This is a genomic window from Bartonella sp. MR63HLJHH, from assembly GCF_042194155.1.
Lineage (GTDB): Bacteria > Pseudomonadota > Alphaproteobacteria > Rhizobiales > Rhizobiaceae > Bartonella > Bartonella grahamii.
The window spans coordinates 140,987-164,431 of the sequence record NZ_JBHIMN010000005.1; the positions used below are offsets into that span (position 1 = coordinate 140,987).

Annotated in this window: 19 protein-coding genes; 3 read left to right on the forward strand and 16 right to left on the reverse strand. The window is 38.5% G+C overall.

All coding sequences use genetic code 11. The features are described from left to right. The first annotated feature begins 36 nt into the window (after positions 1-36). From mgtE to ppa, 3 genes are all read left to right on the forward strand, one after another. Entirely contained in the window at positions 37-1,413 is a 1,377-nt protein-coding gene (gene mgtE, locus ACFIKQ_RS04835) for a magnesium transporter (protein WP_012754587.1), read from the forward strand. Positions 1,414-2,686: 1,273 nt separating this feature from the next. Then, a complete protein-coding gene (gene typA / locus ACFIKQ_RS04840) occupies positions 2,687-4,513 on the forward strand; it encodes a translational GTPase TypA (RefSeq protein WP_375644652.1) in 1,827 nt (608 codons plus the stop codon). A gap of 68 nt (positions 4,514-4,581) precedes the next feature. Beyond that, positions 4,582-5,112: an inorganic diphosphatase gene (gene ppa / locus ACFIKQ_RS04845; protein WP_375656061.1), complete on the forward strand. Its 531-nt coding sequence runs from the start codon at positions 4,582-4,584 to the stop codon at positions 5,110-5,112. A gap of 54 nt (positions 5,113-5,166) precedes the next feature. Here the strand turns inward: ppa and ACFIKQ_RS04850 are convergent, their stop codons facing one another. The 16 genes from ACFIKQ_RS04850 to ACFIKQ_RS04925 form a co-directional block, all read right to left on the reverse strand. Continuing rightward, complete coding sequence (locus ACFIKQ_RS04850) at positions 5,167-5,481, reverse strand: DUF167 domain-containing protein (protein WP_375656062.1); 315 nt, start codon at positions 5,479-5,481, stop codon at positions 5,167-5,169. 22 nt (positions 5,482-5,503) lie between these two features. Continuing rightward, positions 5,504-5,797: a YggT family protein gene (locus ACFIKQ_RS04855; protein ID WP_375647153.1), complete on the reverse strand. Its 294-nt coding sequence runs from the start codon at positions 5,795-5,797 to the stop codon at positions 5,504-5,506. Positions 5,798-6,125: 328 nt separating this feature from the next. Next, positions 6,126-6,686 (reverse strand): invasion associated locus B family protein, encoded by a 561-nt coding sequence (locus ACFIKQ_RS04860; RefSeq protein ID WP_375644655.1) that lies wholly within the window; start codon positions 6,684-6,686, stop codon positions 6,126-6,128. Between the two features lie 99 nt (positions 6,687-6,785). Further along, positions 6,786-7,307: an RNA pyrophosphohydrolase gene (locus ACFIKQ_RS04865; RefSeq protein ID WP_375636027.1), complete on the reverse strand. Its 522-nt coding sequence runs from the start codon at positions 7,305-7,307 to the stop codon at positions 6,786-6,788. 39 nt (positions 7,308-7,346) lie between these two features. Further along, the gene (locus ACFIKQ_RS04870) at positions 7,347-8,657 is read right to left on the reverse strand and encodes a S41 family peptidase (protein ID WP_375644656.1); all 1,311 of its coding nucleotides are present in this window, start codon (positions 8,655-8,657) and stop codon (positions 7,347-7,349) included. Continuing rightward, positions 8,647-9,927, reverse strand: coding sequence for a murein hydrolase activator EnvC family protein (locus tag ACFIKQ_RS04875; RefSeq protein WP_375656063.1), 1,281 nt, complete (start codon positions 9,925-9,927; stop codon positions 8,647-8,649). The genes ACFIKQ_RS04870 and ACFIKQ_RS04875 overlap by 11 nt, the downstream gene beginning before the upstream one ends. Positions 9,928-10,023: 96 nt before the next feature. After that, positions 10,024-10,506, reverse strand: a complete 483-nt coding sequence (rlmH, locus tag ACFIKQ_RS04880) for a 23S rRNA (pseudouridine(1915)-N(3))-methyltransferase RlmH (protein ID WP_375636030.1) — start codon at positions 10,504-10,506, stop codon at positions 10,024-10,026. A gap of 1 nt (position 10,507) precedes the next feature. Further along, entirely contained in the window at positions 10,508-10,951 is a 444-nt protein-coding gene (gene rsfS / locus ACFIKQ_RS04885; protein ID WP_375656064.1) for a ribosome silencing factor, read from the reverse strand. Positions 10,952-11,004: 53 nt separating this feature from the next. Then, positions 11,005-11,598, reverse strand: a complete 594-nt coding sequence (locus ACFIKQ_RS04890) for a nicotinate-nucleotide adenylyltransferase (protein WP_375656065.1) — start codon at positions 11,596-11,598, stop codon at positions 11,005-11,007. 29 nt (positions 11,599-11,627) lie between these two features. Continuing rightward, positions 11,628-12,884, reverse strand: coding sequence for a glutamate-5-semialdehyde dehydrogenase (locus ACFIKQ_RS04895; RefSeq protein WP_375656066.1), 1,257 nt, complete (start codon positions 12,882-12,884; stop codon positions 11,628-11,630). Positions 12,885-12,929: 45 nt separating this feature from the next. Next, entirely contained in the window at positions 12,930-14,069 is a 1,140-nt protein-coding gene (gene proB, locus ACFIKQ_RS04900; protein WP_375636033.1) for a glutamate 5-kinase, read from the reverse strand. Position 14,070: 1 nt separating this feature from the next. Continuing rightward, entirely contained in the window at positions 14,071-15,096 is a 1,026-nt protein-coding gene (obgE, locus tag ACFIKQ_RS04905) for a GTPase ObgE (protein ID WP_375656067.1), read from the reverse strand. Between the two features lie 172 nt (positions 15,097-15,268). Next, positions 15,269-15,997: an RlmE family RNA methyltransferase gene (locus ACFIKQ_RS04910; RefSeq protein WP_375656068.1), complete on the reverse strand. Its 729-nt coding sequence runs from the start codon at positions 15,995-15,997 to the stop codon at positions 15,269-15,271. 29 nt (positions 15,998-16,026) lie between these two features. Then, positions 16,027-17,337, reverse strand: a complete 1,311-nt coding sequence (locus ACFIKQ_RS04915; protein WP_375647159.1) for a Ppx/GppA phosphatase family protein — start codon at positions 17,335-17,337, stop codon at positions 16,027-16,029. Between the two features lie 933 nt (positions 17,338-18,270). Further along, entirely contained in the window at positions 18,271-18,873 is a 603-nt protein-coding gene (locus ACFIKQ_RS04920; RefSeq protein ID WP_375644660.1) for an invasion associated locus B family protein, read from the reverse strand. Continuing rightward, on the reverse strand, positions 18,870-23,445 hold a 4,576-nt coding region (locus tag ACFIKQ_RS04925), incomplete at its 5' end, for a YadA-like family protein (protein WP_375656069.1). The genes ACFIKQ_RS04925 and ACFIKQ_RS04920, both read right to left, overlap by 4 nt.

A 23,445-nucleotide genomic window follows, 5' to 3' on the forward strand; every position in this document is an offset into this window, starting at 1 on the left:
TTTACAACTCTCCAACTCTTCAGGAGGTACTTTATCATGACTGAAATTAAAACGACCTTCGACTTCAAAAATTTTTCTCCTGAAGCTCTCGCTGAAAAGTTAAAAAATCAGCATTTTGCAGACTCTATTGATATCATCAATGACCTCGATATCATGGAACGTGTAACCATTCTTAGTCTTCTGCCTCTTGATTATGTTATCGAACTTTTTGATAAACCCGAGCTTGAGCAACCTGCTTCCATCCTAGAACTTCTCCCTATAAATCGTGCTGTTGAAATTCTTGATGGCATGTCTGCCGATGCTGCTGCAGACGTCTTTCAAGAAATGGATAAAGAAACCCGCACACGACTTTATGCCTTGCTTAAACCCTTAACGCGCGCTGAACTTAAGAAACTCACCAGTTATCCTGATCATACAGCAGGGGCACTGATGACAACAGAGTTTATAGCCGTTCCTTCAAACTGGACTATACAAAAAACTTTGGATCACATTCGTGAGGTCGAGCGAACACGTGAAACCGTTTATACCAGCTATGTAATTGACCCTAAAACAGGTATTCTTCTCAAAGCTGTTTCACTGCGTAACCTTATTCTTGCCTCACCTGATGAACAAATTCTTAATGTCCCTACCCATGACTCGCCCATTACAATATCGCCCTTCACACATCATGAAGACATCGCACGCCTTTTCCAGCGCCATGATCTTCTCTCTGTGCCTGTAGTTGATGAAAGTAACCATGTCATTGGCATTGTAACCGTCGATGACGTGCTTGATACTATGGTTGATGAGATGAATGAAGATGCCTATAAATTTGGGGGTATGGAAGCGCTTAATAAGCCCTATATGCAAATTAAGTTTCCTGAAATGATGAAAAAACGCGGCGGATGGCTCGCTTTACTCTTTGTCGGTGAAATGCTGACAGCAAGTGCTATGCAACATTTCGAAACAGAACTCGAAAAAGCGATTATTCTTACACTGTTCATACCTCTCATTATGAGCTCAGGAGGAAATTCCGGCTCACAGGCTACATCCCTTATTATCCGTGCATTGGCTTTACGTGAACTCACGTTGAAAGACTGGTGGAAAGTGTTCATTCGTGAAATTCCAACAGGACTATCTCTTGGTCTCTTACTCGGAATTATTGGCATTACGCGCATTGCTCTTTGGCAACAATTCGGTATCTACGACTATGGGCAACATTGGATTGCTGTTTCGACAACAGTAGGTACAGCTTTAGTCGGAATCGTTACCTTTGGTTCTCTTTCTGGATCTATGCTGCCTTTTATTCTTAAAGGTTTAAAATTTGATCCAGCAAGTGCTTCTGCGCCTTTTGTGGCAACTTTAGTAGATGTCATGGGCATTATAATCTATTTTTCTGTAGCTTCCATCATTTTGTCAGGAACTCTTCTTTAAACATGTAAAGTAAAAACTCTTTCTTCTGGAAAGACTTTGTCATGTAACCTAAGATCTTTCCAGAAGAGAATAAGCTCCATTAATTTATTTTCTAGCGCATCGCTCCATAGACAATTTATTATTTTTATTGAATAACAGCTCCGAATATCGTAAATTTGCCTCATCATAAAGCTTCTCATATTAAATGAATCAAAGTTATCTTCTTGCCTGTCACAAACGAGATTGGTGTATAGCTAAAAACTATTCAAGAAAAAATTAAATACTTCTTTATATCCTCTCTCTCGCATCAAAAACTGTTGCAATATTGACAGCTGAGAAAGAATAATAATGATATGCTCAATAGGCTTTATATTTCTTCACAACGGTGTTGATAGTATACTATTCGCGTATATTATATCATTTATGAGCCCTATCATGAAATGGATGTAGTGTACGTTCAAAAATCTCTCTTAAGTACATGAATATGCAACAACAAGTCTATTCTGTTTAAAGCGTTCTGTTTGGCATGAAACGCATACTCCTATTAGAGAATGCGATTAACAAAAGTGTGAGGCAATGCACTATCTTCATGGTTTTAAAGATATTGCTTAGATGCTTTTGAAAGCATAAATTTGTCTTAACGGCAAAGATAAGAATTTTCTTTTGATGCCTTCATATTCCTTCTAAATAAGACTGTATTCCGGTTTCATAAATAAATAAAACAGATATAACTATTGACCCAATCTGGCATACAAAAGCTAGAACTTCTTATAAAATGCTTAATCGTCTCAATATTTACCTCAAATACACGGTTGCATTAGATCTGGATTTTGATTGACAAGTTATAGAAATAGAATAAGAAAAAGCTTTATTAGAATAAAAATGTCGTACAATCGTCAATAAATTGGCTATGGATTGAGAGATCTTCCGGATTTTTATCAATCTCTTTGCAAAACTACAACAATAATACAGCTAGCTTTATACTTACTTATTCTTACAAGCGTTCATATAAATTCCTTACATCATATTGATAAAAATCAAATTGACAGTGATTTTTATGGACAATTCTTAGCTCGAGAATAAAACATCCGTACTATAAAAAACTTTTTACGAAGCTCCAGTAATTGAAGCTTAATAGAGCCTTAAAGACTTGGATGAATAGTTTTACCATAAAAATATTACCTCCATCTTCCAAAATTATAAAAAAACATGTAAAAGGTTTTGTAATAGTCAGGCAAAGAATGTAAAGACTCTGCCTCAAATGAAATTTCATTAAACGAAAAGAAGAAAATTTATGCAATTGCGTAACATTGCCATCATTGCCCACGTTGACCATGGGAAAACAACGCTTGTAGACGGACTACTCAAGCAATCAGGAAACTTCCGTGATAATCAGCGTACAAGTGAACGTATGATGGATTCAAACGATATTGAAAAAGAACGCGGAATTACAATCCTAGCGAAAGTGACATCTGTTGTTTGGAAAGATACTCGAATTAATATTGTTGATACACCAGGGCACGCCGACTTTGGTGGAGAAGTTGAACGCATTCTAAATATGGTTGATGGAGCCATTGTACTTGTTGATGCTGCTGAAGGACCAATGCCACAAACAAAATTTGTCGTTGGCAAAGCATTGAAAGTGGGATTGCGCCCTATTGTTGCTATTAATAAAATTGACCGACCTGATGCACGCGTTGATGAAGTCATTAATGAGGTTTTTGACCTTTTCGCTGCTCTTGATGCAACAGACGAACAGCTTGATTTTCCTATTCTTTATGGATCTGGACGCGATGGATGGATGGCTGAAGCCCCCGAGGGACCAAAAGATCAGGGATTAAGTCCTTTATTTGATCTTGTGACGCAGCATGTCCCTTCTCCTAGTGTAGCAGAAGGACCGTTTCGCATGATTGGAACTATTCTTGAAGCAGATCCGTTTTTGGGACGAATTATTACAGGGCGGATTCATTCTGGCTCTCTAAGACCCAACCAAAATGTCAAGGTTCTTGGACAAGATGGAAAACTTTTAGAAACTGGGCGTATTTCAAAGATTTTAGCATTTCGTGGCTTAGAACGGCAACCTATTGAAGAAGGAAGTGCTGGTGATATTGTTGCGATTGCAGGTCTACAAAAAGGTACCGTTGCTGATACTTTCTGTGATCCTACTGTTAATGAACCCCTTACTGCCCAACCAATTGATCCTCCTACTGTTACTATGAGTTTTCTCGTCAACGATAGTCCCCTTGCTGGAACTGAAGGCGATAAAGTAACAAGTCGTGTCATTCGTGACCGATTGTTAAAAGAAGCAGAAGGCAACGTCGCTCTTAAAATTGAAGAATCAGCCGATAAAGATTCTTTCTACGTTTCAGGACGAGGAGAATTACAGCTTGCAGTTCTCATTGAAAATATGCGCCGTGAAGGATTTGAGCTTAGTGTTTCACGCCCACGTGTTGTTATGCAAAAAGATGAAAATGGAATAACTCTTGAACCAATCGAAGAAGTTGTTATCGATGTTGATGAAGAATATTCCGGTACTGTTGTACAAAAAATGTCTGAACGTAAGGGCGAAATGGTGGAATTACGCCCTTCTGGGGGTAATCGTGTCCGACTTGTTTTTTATGCGCCAACCAGAGGACTCATTGGTTATCAATCTGAACTTTTAACGGATACACGTGGTACAGCAATTATGAATCGCCTTTTCCATGCTTATGAACCTTATAAAGGAGACATTGCTGGTCGCGTTAATGGTGTTATGATTTCAAATGACAATGGTGAATCTGTCGCTTATGCTCTTTTTAATCTTGAAGATCGTGGACCTATGATCATCGATGCGGGTGTGAAAGTCTATCAAGGTATGATTATTGGCATCCACTCACGAGATAATGACCTAGAAGTTAATGTGTTAAAAGGAAAAAAACTCACCAATATGCGCGCTTCCGGAAAAGATGAAGCCGTAAAGCTAACGCCTCCCATTAGAATGACATTAGAACGTGCCTTATCGTGGATACAAGATGATGAACTTGTGGAGGTAACCCCTAAAAATATTCGTCTCCGCAAACTCTATCTTGATCCTAATGAACGTAAACGTTTTGAAAAAACACGTGCATCAATTTTAAGCTAATTTGATAATCTCTTTGGTAAAATATTTAATTGTATTGAGCCTCACTATATCCCAGAAAGGATGTCTCTATGAATATTAAGGAAATACCTGTAGGCAAAAATCCACCAGAAGATATTAACGTTATTGTGGAAGTCTCCCTTGGTGGTCAACCAATAAAATATGAGATGGATAAAAAGTCGGGCGCATTATTTGTTGACCGTTTTCTTCATACATCAATGGTTTATCCTGGAAATTACGGTTTTGTCCCTCATACACTTTCAGATGATGGTGATCCTATTGATGTCCTTATCTGTAATACCCGTCCACTTATGCCTGGTTGTGTTATCAATGTTTGCCCCATCGGAGCTCTGATGATGGAAGATGATGGTGGTAAAGATGAAAAAATTATTGCCATTCCCACTCCAAAATTAACAAAACGCTATATTAATATTCATGACTATACAGATCTTCCCGAGATTACACTCAAACAAATTGAACATTTCTTCAAGCATTACAAAGATCTGGAACCTGGAAAATGGGCTAAAATTGAAGGATGGCGTGATAAAAACTTTGCTCATGAATTAATTAAGAAAGCTGTTGAGCGCAATGAAAAAATATAACGATTTTAATAAAATAAAGCCTGTTTTTTTAATAGGCTTTATTATTTATTTTTTCTACGAGATGCAATCTCTAAAGGATTGCCATATCTGCTTTAGCTCTTCTACATGTGTTGAAAAGTAAAGTTGTTTGTAGCGAGATATTGCGCCATTTTTCAGAGAAATAGAAGAAGATGGTATTTTCCACTGCTTCGCAAGAAATTTAATGAGAGCTTTATTCGCTTTTCCATCTTCAGGAACAGCACGAAGGCGTATAACCAGATATTGTTTTTCACCATCCCTACATTCAACCCCTATTATTTTGTCAACGGATGATTTGGGAATGAGATATACAAACAAAATCAAGTTATTTTTATCAACTTGATAAAACATGTATTCGCCTCAAGTAATATTTCTATAAATACATGTTTGCGTAAACGCGCCACATGAAAGTACGAATAAAATAAATAATAATGAACACTACAATAGGTGAAATATCAATTGTTCCAAAATTTGGTAAAATTTGCCGGACACGGCTTAGAACCGGATTTGTAAGACGATTTAGAAAGCTTCCTATCAAAACAACAAAGCGATTGCGCGAATTTATGATATTAAAGACATAAAGCCAAGAAAAAATGACACTAGCGATTAAAATATCAATATAAATATTAAAAATCAAATCAATCGTCCGAAGCAATGCATAAATCATGCGTCATCCCTTTCAATCGAGGAAACAGAAGAGCGTATAGAAAACCTTCATTAAAGCAGGTTTTTGTATCAAAAAATGGTTTTATACTTCAATACTCTTTTTTCTTGAATAAAAACCAGACATCTAGATTCTTCATCTCTCTATTTAATGACGATGCAGCTAGAAAACAAATATCAAAATTAAAAATAGCATATGAAAATAGAAGAAACAGCAAAAAATCTGAATATCCCTTATAGGATTAATCTTAAATCTCATCGTTTTAATTATTAATATATAGAAAACAAACAAACTAAAAACGGCCTTTTAAAGGCCGCTTTTATTTTTAAAATTATTTCTGCAAAGCCGTCAAACGGTTAAGAGCACTGCTAAAACCATTGAGCTGAACAAATAAATCATTCAAAGCTGGTTCACCTGCAGCAGCAATTGTCATCGCCAACTTTAACTGTTTTCCAGAACGTAAAGCTGCTACGTGATTTTTGTCAAAAACGACAGGAACCATGCAACCTGCTGGTACACAAGTCCGAATACCAGTTTCGATAACAGCTTTTCCCTCATCAACTTGTAAACGAACAGGCTTAGAAACCAAAATGCCAAAAGGAACTGTTAAATTACCAGATACAACACCCTCAGCATTGAGAATAAGGCTCATAGCCACAACAACACGCCCCTGATCATTCACTTCTTGACGGTGCATAAAACAAATTCTTTTCCCTTCTTGTATACCACAATTAATAGTCCACAAACCGTAGGTTTCAGTCAAAGAAGAAGCTCCATTTGGCAATGTCGCTGCCGCATCTTTTGATGCAGGAGTTTTTGAATTTGTTGCAAATGCAACAGATGAAATACTCAAGAGAGTAAAAACTATAAGTAAATTAAATAATTTTTTCATTTTATATTCCTGTTCTTTACATAAAAGAGAAACATGTTTATTATTTATAAATGATATAAAGCGTCTTAATAAAAAAGCTTTCTCATAATCATATAGCTTTTATAATGGTCTAAGGCTACCTCGAAATTCGCTGACAACTTTCATATAGACATGCTTTTTAAAAGAAACAGCGATCAACGGAAGGGTTTCTAGATCAATCCATTTCCATTGATCGAATTCCGCTTTATTGCCATCTGGTGGCGGATTAATCGCAATTTCAGAAAGCTTTCCCGTAAACTGGAAAGCAAACCACTTTTGTATTTGTCCACGATATTTATTGCTTAATGTACACCCAATAAGTTCTTGTGGAAAATCATAGTGGAACCAATTTTGTGCTTCTTTAATCAACTTTACAGATCGAATACCCGTTTCTTCATAAAGTTCACGATATGCTGCATCTAATGGTTTTTCATCTTCATCAATCCCTCCTTGAGGAAGCTGCCAACGATGAGATATCTCGGTCTCTGCATGAATAGGCGTCATTAAACGACGCCCAACCCAAACTTTACCCTCATGATTAAAGACAACAATCCCAACACATTTGCGATATGGAAGAATCTTCAAATTAATACCTGCATCCATTTAATATTCCTCAAAATCGCAAGCTATAGATATCATTTCTCACTTTAACACATCCTTATTGGGATCTGGTGGAAATGCTGCATTTGCCATTTCACCTCGTAACAGCTTATAGGCCTCATTCAATTGAATATCATCTTTAGGGTCTTTCGGAACAAAAGCAGCTGAACCAGATCCTTTATTACTCTCTCGTTTTCCTTTGATATGTCCTTTTAATGCAGACTCACCAACTTTTACATCATAACCCTTATATTTTTCAGGGAGTGGTTGCTCTACAATAATATCAGGCGTGATCCCTGTTCCTTGAATAGAAGTGCCAGATGGCGTGTAATAAAGTGCTGTTGTTAAGCGTAAAGCTCCATTTTCACCCAAAGGAATAATTGTTTGAACAGATCCTTTACCAAAAGACTGCGTCCCTAAAATTGTTGCACGACGATGATCTTGTAATGCACCCGCAACAATTTCAGAAGCACTTGCCGAACCACCATTAATAAGGACAATGAGCGGTTTTCCATGGATAACATCACCTGGCTTCGCATCAAATCTTATCACATCACTCTTTTTGCGCCCACGCGTCGACACAATTTCACCTTTATTGAGAAAAGCACTCGAAACATTAACAGCTTGATCTAAAAGCCCACCAGGATTAAGTCGCAAATCAAGAACGTAACCTTTTAGCTTATCTTCAGGAATTTTAGATTGGATATCTTTAATTGCCGCCAGAAGATTACCTAATGTCTGCTCAGAAAACTGGATAACTCTTAAATATCCAATATCGCCCTCAACCCGATACTTCACTGCTTTTACCTTGATAATATCACGAACAATCTTCACTTCAAATGGCTTATCAACGCCAGAACGAATAATTGTTAAGGTAATTGGTGTTCCAGGAGCACCTCGCATCTTATTAACAGCTTCATTCAATGTTTGACCATTCGTTTGTACATCATCAATTTTTGAAATAAGGTCTCCTGCTAAAATACCTGCTTTTGAAGCGGGAGTATCATCCATTGGTGAAACAACTTTAATCAAGTTTTTTTCCATAGTGACCTCAATACCAAGACCTCCGAACTCTCCTTTCGTAGAATCCCGCATATCCTTGGCTTCTTCAGCATTCAAATAAGATGAATGAGGGTCCAGTGATGTGAGCATGCCATTGATAGCATTTTCAATGAGCTTTTTATCATCTGGAACTGTAACGTACTGCATACGCACGCGCTCAAAAACATCGCCAAATATAGCTAGCTTTTTATATGCATTATCTTCATTATTCGCAGCAACAGACTGCACCATAATCATTGAACAGGCGCCGAGCAATACCCCAGCGACCAAAAGAATAACTTTACGAATCATTTTGGCTCCTTCTTATTTTTTCAGTCTGCCACCAAGGAGTTGGATTTACAGGTTTTCCCTGCTTTCTAAACTCAATGTAAAGCATTGGAGAAGTTTTTCCTATATCCAATGCAACACTGTTTGAAATAAATTGCATCTCCATTATACCCAGAGGCTCACCAGAAAGGACAAACTGCCCCTGTTTTACATTAATTCTCGACATTCCAGTAAGAATAATATGATAACCATTTCCAACATTAAGAATAATTAACTGTCCGTAAGAACGAAATGGCCCAGCAAAAGCAACAAAAGCATCTACAGGTGATATAACAACAGCTCCTGACTCTGTTTCTATCGTTTCACCAAAGCGCGTAATCTGCGAATTTTTGTTAGAGCGATGTATTCTTTTTCCTGAAACAGGAAAAAGTAAAGAACCTTTTCGGCTTTCAAAATTGGACTGTTCTAACAATTGCAAACTTTTCCGTACCTGTACTGATGCATCAGAGCTAAGTTTTGACTGACGGTCGAGCTCTAAAATCAATTCTTCCAAAGACTGCGCTTTTTTAGCAAGAGCAATATTTTTTTGTTGCTGTTCTGTAAGTTCTTTTTCTGATTTTTTTTGTAGTTTGTTTTTTTTGTCTAATAAAAGCTCTAGACGTTTTCGCTGCTCTGCTTGATTTTGCAGTTTTGTCTTTAATGCCGTATATTCCGTAGTAATGGAATTACTCAAATTGGTCAACTCCTTGAGTTTCTGTGTTAAATCTCGTGTTTTCTCTTGCATCTGAGGAATAACAGTACCTAATAAAACAGAACTACGTATAGAAGCCAACGCGTCCTCTGGCTGTATCATAAGAGCAGGAGGCGGATTCAATCCCATACGTTCCAAAATTGCAAGAACTTCCGCAAATTCAGTGCGACGACTTTTTAAACTTTGATAGACTTGTACCCGCTCTTCTATCATTTTTTTAAGCTTTTCTTCCCTTTTAGCAATATCATCTGCTACTGTACGTTCTTCTTTAGCCGCCTTTATGAGTGCATCACTCAAAACACGTTGATCTTTTTTTAAATGCTCAACCTGATGCGTAAGAAAAGCAACACGCTCACGCGAAAGTGAAATGTTTTGGCGAATTTCTCCTAATTCTTTATGTGCTTCCGTACTCCTCATTGTATCTTCCGCATGCGATACAGAAAAGCAAAAAAACATACTCAAGAGCAAAATGACAAATATCACGCACTCCCCATATAAATATAGCATCTTTCTATGAAGAAGCTTTTTCATTTGCCCAATCATGACACCTCATCGTATACATTAGAGATGCTTTAAATGGTGTCAGCTAAAACAATATTAATAAATATATAAATAAGTGCTAAAAATTGCACAAAAATATTAAAAACGATGATATGGATGATTATTTTCGATTGTCACAGCGCGGTAAAGTTGTTCTGTAAGAAGAATACGTGCGATTTGATGTGGCCACGTCATCAAACCAAAAGATAAAAGAAAATCAGCATGCTTCCTTATTTGTTCATTATGTCCATCAGGTCCTCCTAAAGCAATGACGACATCTCGAATGCCTTCATCACGATAACACCTCAATTTTTCAGAAAAAGAAATTGAAGAAATCGATTCTCCACGCTCATCTAACACAATTAATCGACATTTTTCAGGTAAAAATTCAATAAGTCTTCTCCCCTCTTCCTCCATACGTTGACACGCTGTTTGAGCACGACTTTCTGGTATCTCTTGTAACTTTTTTAAATGAAAGCCTACAACTCCAGAAATTTTAGAAAAACGATCCAAATAATGCTGAACTAATTTTTGCTCCGCCCCACTTTTCATACGACCAACCGCAAAAATAGAAATTTGCATTTTAATGATCTCCGAAGAGAAGCAAAACTGTATCGTTTAAATCCGGAGTCATCCATATTTTTTCTAAATTATAAAAAAGGCGAATTTCTGGACGAAAAAGATGAATGATAATATCACCTGTATCAATCAATACCCAGTCACCTCCAGCAAGCCCTTCTACACGCGCAAGCCCCTGCCCACTATCTTTCCAAGTATGTAATAAATGATCAGCAACAGAAGATACATGACGCTGCGAATTTGCTGAAGCTATGACCATATAATCAGCCAAAGATGACTTCCCCCGAATATCAATAGCAACAATATCTTCTGCTTTTGTATCTTCTAAGCTCTTGAGAATAACTTCAAGACTCTCTCTAACAGAAAAAACTTTTTTTTCTTTTGAAGGCATACTATCGTAAGAGTGTTTGTGTGCAATATTTTTCAGATCAATATCCTTTCTTATCATTGTGGAATCTAAAAAGAGATTTCTCTAAAGAGAAGCAGAATCTTATGAAATGTTCAAGAAAAATCATTCTTTTTCAAACGCAGGTTTGTTGAAGATTGAAAAGATAAAGGTCCATGCAAATAAGTCCAAACTGGTGGCTTGATAAAAGGTAATCGCTTACTTTCTCTCTCATCCAAACGAAAACGACGATAAATATGTGCCATAGGAGAAGAAAGTGCCGACCGATTGCCTAAAGGACGATCAATAATCGCAATAGGAAGCATAGAAACGATATCATGCCATCGATACCAATGATGTATCGTCGTAAAACTATCTGCCCCCATAATCCATACAAAATTTACGCCACTGTAATGGGTAAGAATATGAAAAATTGTATCTATTGATACTTTGCTCCCTATAGCCTGTTCAAAACCTGTTAGGCGAATTTTCGGATGGTCAATAAGTTTAAAACTTAATTGTATTCTCTCCTCTAAAGAGAGCAACTGTGTACGATCCTTTAAAGGATTTCCTGGAGTGATCATCCACCATAACTGATCAAGATGCAAACGCCGAATGGCAATTTTTGCAACAAGAAGATGCCCTGCATGCGGTGGATTAAAGGAACCACCAAAAAGACCCACAACATTGGATCTTTCAACATGTGGCATACAATTTTTCCATGGAAAAAATGGTGTTCTCAAGCTCTAACCTGACCATTTCCTTTAACATGATATTGAAATGAAGTTAGCTGTTCAACACCTATCGGGCCACGTGCATGCATTTTTCCTGTTGCAATACCAATTTCCATTCCAAAACCAAATTCACCTCCATCAGCAAATTGTGTGGACGCATTGTGCAGCAAAATAGCTGAATCTAAATGATTAAAAAAATTCTTCACCACTTCCAAATCCTCAGCAATAATCGATTCCGTATGTCCTGATGAATAACGCTTGATATGAGAAATGGCTCCCTCAACACCCTCAACCGTTTTAACAGAAAGAATAGCATCAAGATATTCATGCGACCAATCTTCTTCAGAAGCTAATTTGACATCTGGTATAAGAAAAACAATATCTTCTGTAGCACGAATTTCACACCCCTTCTCCTGTAAAGCAGTTAAAACAGGAAGAAACTTTTTTAATGCCTGACTGTCAATGAGAACTGTCTCAACAGCACCGCATATCCCTGTCCGCCGCAACTTTGCATTTAAAACAATATTGCGTGCCATATCTAAATCTGCCGATTTATCAATATAAATATGACAAAGTCCCTCCAAATGAGCAAAAATTGGAACACGTGCATCAGACTGAACGCGGGCAACAAGGCTCTTTCCACCACGTGGTACTATCACATCAATCGCTCCATCCAATCCTTTGAGCATTTCCCCAACGGCAGCGCGATCTGTCGTTCCAACCATTTGAATAGCATCTTTGGGTAAACCAGAGCGCTCTAAACCTTGTACCAAAGCTACATGAAGAGCATGAGAAGAATGAAAGCTATCCGAACCACCACGCAAAATCGCAGCATTGCCTGCTTTTAAGCACAAAGAACTCGCATCAACTGTAACATTTGGACGACTTTCATAAATAATACCAATCACACCAAGAGGTGTTCGTACACGACTTATATGAAGCCCATTTGGACGTTTCCACGCGCTCATGACCTGTCCAACAGGATCAGATAAACGAGCAACTTGGCGAACACTGTCTATCATTGCACGTAAACGCAAGTCATCTAATTTTAGCCGATCAATCATTGCAGCTTTCAAATTATTCTGAGCAGCATTCTCTAAATCTTGACAATTCGCCCGTAAAATCTCATCTGACTGAGCCTCCAGACTTAAAGCGATCATTTCCAATGCATTGTTCTTTTGCTCAGAAGAAGCAACAGCCAACGCTGCAGCAGCATAGCGCGCTTTTTGTCCCATATCTTTCATTTGTTCTTCTAAAGTCATCGTATCATCCACTCTGCCAAAACAATAAAAACAAAAGTAACTTTTTTAAACAGAATTGGTCAAGCAACGTACAATCATATCATTACGATGCACCATAGCAGAGCGCGCCTCATACCCAAGAATAGCTTCAATTTCTTCACTTTTATGTCCTATAATGCGTACAGCCTCATCTTTGTCATAGCTTACAAGTCCACGCGCAATCTCAACTCCATCTGTACCAACAATTGCAACCGTATCCCCACGCTGGAAATTTCCCTCAACGGCAATAACCCCTGCAGCTAATAACGATTTTCCTGTTTCAAGGGCCCTAATGGCTCCTTGATCAATCGTCAAAACACCAGATGGATCTAAATGACCAGAAATCCATGTTTTCCAAGCACTGACAGATTTCTTACTTGCCGCAAAAAAACTCTTACGTTCACCTTTGTCAATTGCAGCAAGGGGATTCATACGCTTGCCTGAGGTGATAATCATCGCCGTTCCAGCAGCATTAGCGATTTTTCCGGCATCAAGCTTAGTCTTCATTCCTCCCCGTGAAAACTCTGAAGCAGCAACATCTGCCATTTTTTCGATATCATGCGTAATGGATGCAACAAAAGGTATAAATTCAGCCGTAGGATCACTATGGGGAGACTTTGTATAAAGACCATCAATATCAGATAAAAGTATTAAAAGATCTGCCCTCACCATTGTTGCCACACGTGCAGCTAAACGATCATTATCACCATAACGAATTTCAGTTGTTGCAACAGTATCATTCTCATTAATAACAGGCACAGCTCCCAAATATAAAAGCATCTCAATCGTTGCACGTGCATTGAGATAACGCCTTCGCTCCTCCGTATCAAATAAAGTGAGCAAAATTTGGCCTGTTTTGAGCCCATGTTGAGCAAGCGCATCACCATAGGTTTTTGCTAACTCAATTTGCCCCAAAGCAGCACATGCCTGACTTTCTTCCAATTTCAAAACGCCCTTAGGAAGCTGTAGCAATGTCCTTCCTAAAGCAATAGCGCCTGAAGACACCAACAATATCTCTACGCCTTTTTTGTGCAATTCAACAACATCACTGATCAAGCTTTTAAGCCATTCAACCCGTAAACCTGTCTGAGGATCAACCAAAAGGGCAGATCCAATCTTGACCACAATACGTTTATAGTGTGTAAGTTTTTGCGATCCAACAGCCATCTCAATCAACCTTGCTATCCCCACTGATCTCCTCTTTGCTTGACATTTCAATAATATGTGCACCAGCCCGCAGCACATTTTCTAAACCTTCGCGGCTAACCGCAGAAAACATCATAACAGGTTGACCCGCAGCTCTTTGCAAAGCTTCTTGTTTCGTTTTACGCTCTTCAATTGTCAGAGTATCTATCTGGCTTAAAGCGACAATTTCAGTCTTATCACTTAGATTATTTCCATATGCCTCAAGTTCATGACGCACAATTTGATATGCTTTTGCTACATCTTCTTCTTGAGAAGAAATCAGATGAAGCAGTACGCGACAACGTTCTACATGTCCTAAAAAACGATCTCCAATTCCCACACCTTCATGCGCTCCTTCAATTAATCCTGGAATATCAGCCAAAACAAATTCACGACCATCAATACGTACAACACCAAGATGAGGATGTAGAGTGGTAAAAGGATAATCTGCAACTTTTGGTTTTGCAGCCGTTACAGAAGCTAAAAAAGTTGATTTTCCAGCATTAGGTAAACCAACAAGCCCAGCATCAGCAATTAATTTCAAGCGAAGCCATACTGCGCGCTCTTCTCCAGCCAAACCTGGATTTGCACGACGCGGTGCCCGATTTGTCGATGTTGTAAAATGAAGATTACCAAAACCGCCATTCCCTCCTTTTGCAAGACGATAGCGCTGTCCCACTTCCGTTAAATCACAGATTAACGTTGTATTATCTTCTTCAAAAATTTGCGTCCCAACCGGAACTTTAAGGATGACATCGTCACCCTTTTCACCCGTCATATTACGACCCTTGCCATGCCCCCCTGTTTTTGCTTTAAAATGCTGTTGGTAGCGATAATCAATCAGCGTGTTAAGCCCATCAACAACAAGAGCCCAAACATCACCACCCCGTCCTCCATTCCCCCCATCAGGTCCCCCAAATTCTATGAATTTTTCACGACGAAATGATACTGCTCCAGAACCTCCATTACCAGAACGAATATAAACCTTAGCTTGATCAAGAAATTTCATTGGAAGCACTCTCTGAGGAATCAATCTCTCTACCTCTATAGGCAATACATTAGTTTTACCAGTTTTTCATCATTGATAACAGAAAAACTGTCAATATCGCCGATAACTCTTTGAGAAAAAATCATCACATCTAAATAGGTTAAGTAAAGTTAAATCTTCTTAAAAGAAGGCGCTATTCTTGTATTTTTGTTTTTCCCTTAAATTCAAGTGCTAGAAGATAAAGCTCTACTGATTCTGATCGGCTTGCAGGCGGTTTAACATGATAGACTTTTTTAAAATGCTGTTTTAGTATCGTGAGAAGAGTGTTTTCTGCTCCTCCTTGAAAAGCCTTTGCTAAAAAATGTCCCCTAGGCTTAAGAACCGAAAGAGCAAAATCAGCCGCAACTTCACATAAATAAATCGTTCTTAAATGATCCGTCTGACGATGACCTGTTGTTGGCGCTGCCATATCAGAAAGAACCACATCCGGTTTTGTCCCTAAAGTTTCAATTAATTTCTGCGGTGCATCTGTATGCAAAAAATCCATTTCCAACATGGCAACTCTAGGCAATGGATCAACATGTAAATAATCAATACCAACAACGCTAGGATCTTCATCACTTGACCCTACTATACGCTCAGCCACCTGACACCATCCCCCAGGTGCTGCTCCTAGATCAATAACCTTTTGACCTTTTTTCAAAAACCTATAACGCTCATTAATTTCAATGAGTTTATAAGCCGCACGCGAACGATAACCATCTACTTTTGATTGATGGACATAAGGATCATTCAGATGCCTCTCTAACCATCGTCGTGATGAAGCTTTAATGGTTCCTGCTTTCTTTTTTACGCGCTGATATAATTCATGTGACCCTGAACCTCCGTAGCCACCCCTCGGTGTTTTTGTTGTTTTTTTCATCGTTATTCATTGTCTCCATATTTAATTCTCTAACGCTTTAAATCTCCGCTCTTTCTATGACGACACCATACCCCATCGCGCAACATCAGCTCTATCAAAATTCCTTCCCTTAATCCACGATCAGCAACTCTTAAACGCTGACTTGGCCAAACTTCCCGAATAACATCTAAAATTGCACAACCAGCTAAAACTAAATCTGCTCTCTCGCGCCCAATAAAAGGACTTACGACACGTTTTTCTATATCCCATGACAATAGGCGTTTTGTCATAAGAGTAATGTCTGCATCATTCATCCAAATGCCATCCACTTTTTTCCTATCATAACGCTCTAAATTAAGATACATTCCTGCTAAAGTCGTAACTGTACCGGAGGTTCCCAAAAGATGAAACTTCGAACCTTGCGCTAACTCTCCTAATTTATGACGATCTGAAAAATTATTTAATAACCCTCGCACATAGCTTTTCATTTTTTCAAAATCATCTAAGCTAATATCATTCCCTCCAAAACGTTCAGAAAGCGTAACAACACCAACAGGAAGAGAAGTCCAAGCGATAATTTGTCTAGCTAAACGAAAAGAACGCTTTTGAGAAACATCAAGTAGCACAATTTCTGATGATCCTCCTCCAATATCAAAAAGCACAATTGCGTCAGTATTTGGTTCAACAAGTGTACTACACCCTGTAACAGCAAAACGCGCTTCTGTTTGCCGATCAACAATTTCCAATTCAAGACCTGTCTCCTCCAAAACACGCTGAATAAAATGTCTACCATTTTCTGCAGAACGACAAGCTTCTGTTGCAATCAAGCGATAACGCTTAATATGCCTTTGTTTTAGCTTTAGATGACAAATCTTTAATGCTTCAATCGCACGATCCATAGCTCGTGTATTAAGAAAACCGTTATTTATTAAACCTTCTCCCAATCTTACAATACGAGAAAAAGCATCAACAACACGAAAATATCCAGGTTTACTGGGAGATGCAATGAGAAGACGACAATTATTCGTTCCGAGATCAAGTGCCGCATAAAGAGGTGGAGATTTTACTGGAGGGAACCGTCGAAGAAAAGGCGCTTTGAGTTTTGTTGTTTTTTGAGCACCTATCATTATCTGACTATGAAACTCAAAAGCTGTCTCAGATTGAACAAAAGCCTGTTTCTGTTCATAATGTTTTTTTCTCTGTTGTCTCTTTATATCAACAAAAACAGAGTATGCTTCTGTTCGTGACAATGCAGAACGATTATTTGTATTACTACCGCACTGATCATACAACTGATCTGCTTTGGTATCGTATATTTCTCCTCGCTTTAACTCTTTTGAACCATAATTTAACGGGGTCATTTCTCTTATCCCTTGAGCGTTCCCCCAATAAATAAACGCGAAAACTCTTCTTCTCATTCCTAAATAAAGCAATAATGCAGCATCAAATGATAAATACAAGAAATCATTCTTTCTTTGCCTATCATTAAAATTTTCTACACTAGCATCATTCAGATTTTTGTATAATCTTTTGGTTGTTTCCGTGAAATCATGCTTCTCTTTATGAACTTAAAACTATAAATTAATCGTTTACGTTCGCATCAATTTTTATAAATTTTGCTCTTTTCTTTATATCATTTACACGGAGTACACTTCTATTGTAACAAACTTACATTATCATACTATTTGCTGCCCCTTAAGGACACAACAACCTATACATTAGTACGGTTTATAAAAAATTTTTTCTTTTTTTCAATCTCGTTATCCACACACGAACCTCGTTTGTTGTATGCAATGAAATGGCTTTGATTATGCTGGAATAAAAGTTCCGTAGTACTACAAAATGCAATTACAATAGCTGTTATTTTGTGAATACCAATTAAAACTATCGTTCAAAAAATTCTCTAGGATTATAAATTTATCTGAAAAATATTAATGCTTAATCAGACCGCTCTAAAAATCCATTTAAAGCTTTAAAAAAGAATTTAGCCTACTTACTATTATAAGGAAGCTATCTTTTTAATTATTTTAAATCGAGTATTTCTAATCTTTTTTACTTCTAATAACTCACGAAATCACTCTTTAAGCTTTATGGAAAATACTAACTTTATTTTCTATTACATATAAAGAACTTATTGTGACTTTATATTCATAAAACTCTCACTCTTTCCAATAAATCACCTTGATATCATATTATATAAAAATTCTTACTTATTTGACCTTATAATTTACACTCAAAAATATAATACAACGATTTATGAAAAAATGACTCTTGTTAAAAATACTCGATGGATTCTAAGGACGTAAAGAATTAAGTGCCGCATTTAACCCTTTAAATGGTACAGTAAAAGAAAATACCTTTCCTTCTTTAAGTTTATAGGAAATACGTACTTTATTGTCCTGCTCTATTTGTTTAGTCAAAACCGGCCCTACAGGCGATTGTGCCAAACAAACGGTTTCATTGCATTGCGTATAATGAATAAGAACAGGTTTTTTAACACCTTTTACAAACATTTGAATCGGAACATTTATATCAGAATTTGGCAATGTTCGAAAAAGCATCACTGCTTGACCACTTGTCGTAGACACAAGAGACCAACTAAAAATGGTATTTCCTTCTTGATCATGAACAGTCTGTGTCACATTACATATACCTTGCTTATGTTTAAGCTTTTGTTTTTCGTCACAAATCAAAGTCCAATCATAAAACTGCATAATAATTCGACGTGTTTCACCAGGTTCTCCCTTAGGTATCGATAAGTGTGGTGGATGCACTGTATAAATATTATCATTCTCGTTAGCAGAGCTTTCGCTCTTGCCTATTAAGGCAAGAGCAAACAGAACCTTTACTAAAATACTTCTCTTTTTTACAATAACAGCCATTTTTTCTATTATCATCTCAACCTCAGAGTAATTCCAGCACCTATCCCCCAGTGACCTCCAGCACTCGTAATAGATACATTCGAGCGAATATTTCCATCTTCAGATGTATAACCAGCCCCAATAGCAAATGCGGATTGACTGCGCCACAAACCACTACCAAATGAAACACTTAAAGATCCTGGTATATCATAGTAACGTAAGTTGGACACCGCTAAACCAATCGCTGCTGCTTGTCTTGCTTCCTTGCGAACATCCTCAATAGCATAATTTAGCGTCTCAAACTTCATATCCGTATAGGATTTCGCCTCGTTAACGCCATTATTGACAAGACTACTAACTTTCTCATCCGTATATTTATTGGCATCTTCAAGAACCGTCTTCATCTGCTGTTCTGTGTAATCATGTAACTGACCTCCATTAACAGCTTCTTTCGAATCCTTTTCAATCTTTCCATCCGCTACATTGTCTATTAACACTGGAGAACTGTCATCTCCACCAACTAACGTAACTGTATTGGTCTTTTTACCTGTTTCATCTTTATCATATTGTACAGATCCATCCGTAACTTTAGTTTCAATATCCTTGACCTGATCTGTAATCATCTGCTGGGTTTCCCAAAGCTGACCTCCATTAACTGCTTCTTTGGAATCTTTGTCTACCTTACCGTCCTCTACATTGATAATCTTACTAGGACTCTTAACGCCCTGATCATCAGCGTGAGAAGCATCATAGCTTCCTTTTTCTTCATTCCAATTCAGACCATTAGACGCAACATCCTTTTCAACTTCTTTTATACGATCGTTGATAGTGCTCATGCTGTCATTAACAACATCAAATGCTTCAGAGACATTATTACGCTCCTCTTTATCACCTTTCGTACCATCCTTATTAAAGACCTGAACGTAGAATTTGGGTCCTTGCCAGTTTCCTTCCTTATCATAACCAGCTCCTCCACCAAAATATGAGGCAAAGGTCTGTTGAAGAGTATAAATCTGACCTCCATTAATCGCATCCGTCGAATCTTCTGATATCTTTCCTTCCGCAAGGAACGTGATCTTGCTGTTGTCCTTTTTACCTTCCTTCTCATGCTGTGCTACAAACGCACCCGCATCATCACTCCACAACAACGCATTTTGCTCAATATTTTCTGAAATCTCATTATGAAGATTCTTGAAGACCTTATTGATACCGGCAAACGCGGCTGCAATGCTATCATAATCCTCCTCTTCAAAGCTGCCATCTTCTTGGAAAGTCATTAGCTTGAAACCTGGAAGAACCCAGCCATCACCATCATACTTAGCATCACCACCAAAATACTTTGCTAGCGACTGATTCAGATCATAAATCTGTCCACCATTAACCGCATCACTCGAGCCTGATGCTATAGAACCAGCTGCAAGCGATGTGATCTTGCTGTTTGTCTTCTCACCGTCTTTTTCTCCATGCTTGGCTACAAAGGCTTTTGCACTTTCATTCCACAACAGCGCATCGCCTTGCATAGATTCTGTGATGTTCGTGACTTGTTCTTTAAAATCATTGACGACATTTGTGAAATTCTTATCAATTCCTGCAAAGGCTTCCGTTACATTATGATGCTCCTGTGGATCACCTTCCGTACCATCTGCATTGTAGGTTTTAAGCGTGAAAGTTGGTTCGCTCCATTCGTCATCTTCATACTTAGCATCACCACCAAAATACTTTGCTAGAGTCTGATTCAATGAATAAATCTGACCACCATTAACCGCATCACTCGAGCCTGATGCTATAGAGCCAGCTGCAAGCGATGTGATCTTACTTGCTTTTCTGTTATCACCTTCCCCATGCAGGGCAACAAAAGCACCTTCAGTCTTGCTCCATGATAAAGAATCTTGTGCAACTCCCTCTGAAACTTCCTTAATGCGAGCGTTCACAGTCTTGATATTATCATCAAGTCCTTTAAAGGCAGAACCAACATCGGTATGTGATTTATCTGTTACCTTACCATCTTTATCAATACTAGATAAGTTATAGTTTGGAGCTTGCCATTCGCCTTTCTCATTATAACCAGCACCACCACCAAAATAGCCAGCAAACTGTTTTTGCAGTTCATAAATCTGTCCACCAGTTACTGCATCACTCGAGCCTGATACTATAGAGCCAGCCGCAAGTGATGTGATCTTGCTGTTTTCTTGCGTCACTACAACTTTGCCGTCGTCTCCTTCTTCCCTCTTTTCATGCTGCGCTACAAAGGCATGGGCTTTATCACTCCATAACAAGGAATCATGCGCAACTCCTTCTGAGACTTCCTTAATGCGAGCGTTCACAGTCTTGATATTATCATCAAGACCTGCAAAAGCGGTGCCAACACCTTGGAACGAACTCTCTGTCACAACTCCATCTGTGGCAATGTGCGATAATTTATAGGTTGGCTGTGTAAGAGCTCCATTTGTAAATGCAGCATCTCCACCTAAGAACTTGGCAACATCCTCACCGATTGTGTTAACCTGACCACCTGTGATTGCATCATGTGAATCCTTGGCTATCTTACCAGCCGCAACATTATGGAGACCTACAGCTGTCTTATCTTTAGCTTTTCCTAAAGTCACATTCGCATAATCAATTTTATCATCCTTTTTATCGTAATGAACAACTGCTGATTCATCAGACTGAAGACTGTTGGAAAGATCCGTTAAACCTTTCTCAAGCTGACCTTTGTTAACGGCTTCATTATCCTTGGTCGCTGCCTTCACACCAGAAAGAGTCCGATCCGTACCAGTCTTATTGGCAATATTGATTTCACTGCCTTCTACTTCTTTACCAATATTGATAACCTTTGTCGTTTCATCCTGCTTAACAAGGCTATCGCCTACGACTTTGCTAATCTCCTTGTTAATCTCATTATGAATGTTCGTGAAAGAACTGCCAACGCCTGCAAACGCTTCCGCTACACTATTATAGCTCTGCTCTTCAACAGCACTCCCATCTTCCTTGATTGTTTTAACCTTGAAACTAGGAGCGGTCCATTTCCCATCCTTATAGACAGCACCACCCCCTAAAGATGTAGCAACCCCTGTGCCTAATGTATGAAGCTGTGAGCCATTAACGGCGTCTGTTGAAGTTTCACTGACAGCTCCAGCTGCAAGAGACGTTATTTTGCTGTTTTCTTGCGTCACTACAACTGTGCTGTCTTCTTTTTCTTCCTTCTTTTCATGCTGCGCTACAAAGGCATGGACTTTATCACTCCACAACAAGGCATCACCTTTAACCTCTTTCGAAATATCATCGATCTTTTGGGTAAACTTATTTTCTACATTCGTTAGATGAGTGTTCACATTCTTGACACTCGTATCAAGACCAGCAAAGGCTGAACCAACATCGTTATATGACTTTTCTGTTGCCTTACCATCTTCAGCAACATTTGAGATCTTATAAGTCGGAGCTGTAAAAGCACCATCTGCAAATGTTGCACCACCACCAAAATAGGTAGCAACGTTATTGCCTAGTGAATGAAGCTGATCACCATTTACAGCATCATGTGAATCCTTGGCTATCTTACCAGCGGCAACATTATGCAACGCAACAGTGCCTGTTTTGGGATCTCCAAAAGTCACACTATTCTTATTAATTTTAGGTGCTGTTCTGGTAAGTGTACTGACCTCTTCTGAAGCTTCTTCCTCATCATAAAGAACTGCCACAGAACGCACTTCTTCAATGTCATCAGAAAGTTTTGTCACATTCTCATCAAGCTGTCCCTTGTTAACTGCTTCGTCGTTCTTTTCTGCATCCTTCACACCAGAAAGTGTCCGCGCCGTATTTTTATTATCGGCAAGAGTAATCACACCACCCTCTTTTTCGCCACCAATCTTGATTATTTTCTGCTCTTCATTCCACTTAACAAGACTATTACTTACCACATTAGTAATATCGTTTTTAACATTCGTGAAAGATGTACCAACATCAGCCAAAGCTTCTGCAACAGTATTATACTTCTTCTCTTCTTCAGTACCATCATCCTTAACAGTCTTAATCGTGAAAGTAGGAGCTATCCATTTACCTTCATTATCATATCCAGCGCCACCGCCAAAATAACTACCAACCATTTCACTCATAGAATAAATCTGAGAGCCATTAATGGCGTCCGTTGAATCTGCTGCAATCTTGCCAGCCGCAAGCGATGTGATCTTGCTGTTTTCTTGTGTCACTACAACTGTGCCGTCGGCTTGTTCTTCCCTCTTTTCATGCTGCGCTACAAAGGCATGGGCTTTATCACTCCATAACAAGGAATCTTGTGCAACACCTTCAGAGACTTCCTTAATGCGAGCGTTCACATTCTTGATATTTGTATCAAGACCAGCAAAAGCGGTTCCAACATCGTTGTATGACTTTTCTGTTGCCGTACCATCTGTAGTAATACTGGATAAATTATAGATCGGTCCTTTAAAAATACCTTTCTCAAATGAGGCATTACCACCTAAAAATTTGGCAACATCCTCACCGATTGTGTTAACCTGACCACCCGTGATTACATCACGTGAATCCTTGGCAATCTTACCATCAGCAACATTATGGAGACCTACAGCTGTCTTATCTTTACCACCCAAGGTGATA

Bases quoted from the DNA above. Each gene is read 5' to 3' on its own strand.
- mgtE (WP_012754587.1), top strand. From the start codon at position 37: ATGACTGAAATTAAAACGACCTTCGACTTCAAAAATTTTTCTCCTGAA.
- typA (WP_375644652.1), top strand. From the start codon at position 2,687: ATGCAATTGCGTAACATTGCCATCATTGCCCACGTTGACCATGGGAAA.
- ppa (WP_375656061.1), top strand. From the start codon at position 4,582: ATGAATATTAAGGAAATACCTGTAGGCAAAAATCCACCAGAAGATATT.
- ACFIKQ_RS04850 (WP_375656062.1), bottom strand. From the start codon at position 5,481: ATGTTTTATCAAGTTGATAAAAATAACTTGATTTTGTTTGTATATCTC.
- ACFIKQ_RS04855 (WP_375647153.1), bottom strand. From the start codon at position 5,797: ATGATTTATGCATTGCTTCGGACGATTGATTTGATTTTTAATATTTAT.
- ACFIKQ_RS04860 (WP_375644655.1), bottom strand. From the start codon at position 6,686: ATGAAAAAATTATTTAATTTACTTATAGTTTTTACTCTCTTGAGTATT.
- ACFIKQ_RS04865 (WP_375636027.1), bottom strand. From the start codon at position 7,307: ATGGATGCAGGTATTAATTTGAAGATTCTTCCATATCGCAAATGTGTT.
- ACFIKQ_RS04870 (WP_375644656.1), bottom strand. From the start codon at position 8,657: ATGATTCGTAAAGTTATTCTTTTGGTCGCTGGGGTATTGCTCGGCGCC.
- ACFIKQ_RS04875 (WP_375656063.1), bottom strand. From the start codon at position 9,927: ATGATTGGGCAAATGAAAAAGCTTCTTCATAGAAAGATGCTATATTTA.
- rlmH (WP_375636030.1), bottom strand. From the start codon at position 10,506: ATGCAAATTTCTATTTTTGCGGTTGGTCGTATGAAAAGTGGGGCGGAG.
- rsfS (WP_375656064.1), bottom strand. From the start codon at position 10,951: ATGATAAGAAAGGATATTGATCTGAAAAATATTGCACACAAACACTCT.
- ACFIKQ_RS04890 (WP_375656065.1), bottom strand. From the start codon at position 11,598: ATGCCACATGTTGAAAGATCCAATGTTGTGGGTCTTTTTGGTGGTTCC.
- ACFIKQ_RS04895 (WP_375656066.1), bottom strand. From the start codon at position 12,884: ATGACTTTAGAAGAACAAATGAAAGATATGGGACAAAAAGCGCGCTAT.
- proB (WP_375636033.1), bottom strand. From the start codon at position 14,069: ATGGCTGTTGGATCGCAAAAACTTACACACTATAAACGTATTGTGGTC.
- obgE (WP_375656067.1), bottom strand. From the start codon at position 15,096: ATGAAATTTCTTGATCAAGCTAAGGTTTATATTCGTTCTGGTAATGGA.
- ACFIKQ_RS04910 (WP_375656068.1), bottom strand. From the start codon at position 15,997: ATGAAAAAAACAACAAAAACACCGAGGGGTGGCTACGGAGGTTCAGGG.
- ACFIKQ_RS04915 (WP_375647159.1), bottom strand. From the start codon at position 17,337: ATGACCCCGTTAAATTATGGTTCAAAAGAGTTAAAGCGAGGAGAAATA.
- ACFIKQ_RS04920 (WP_375644660.1), bottom strand. From the start codon at position 18,873: ATGATAATAGAAAAAATGGCTGTTATTGTAAAAAAGAGAAGTATTTTA.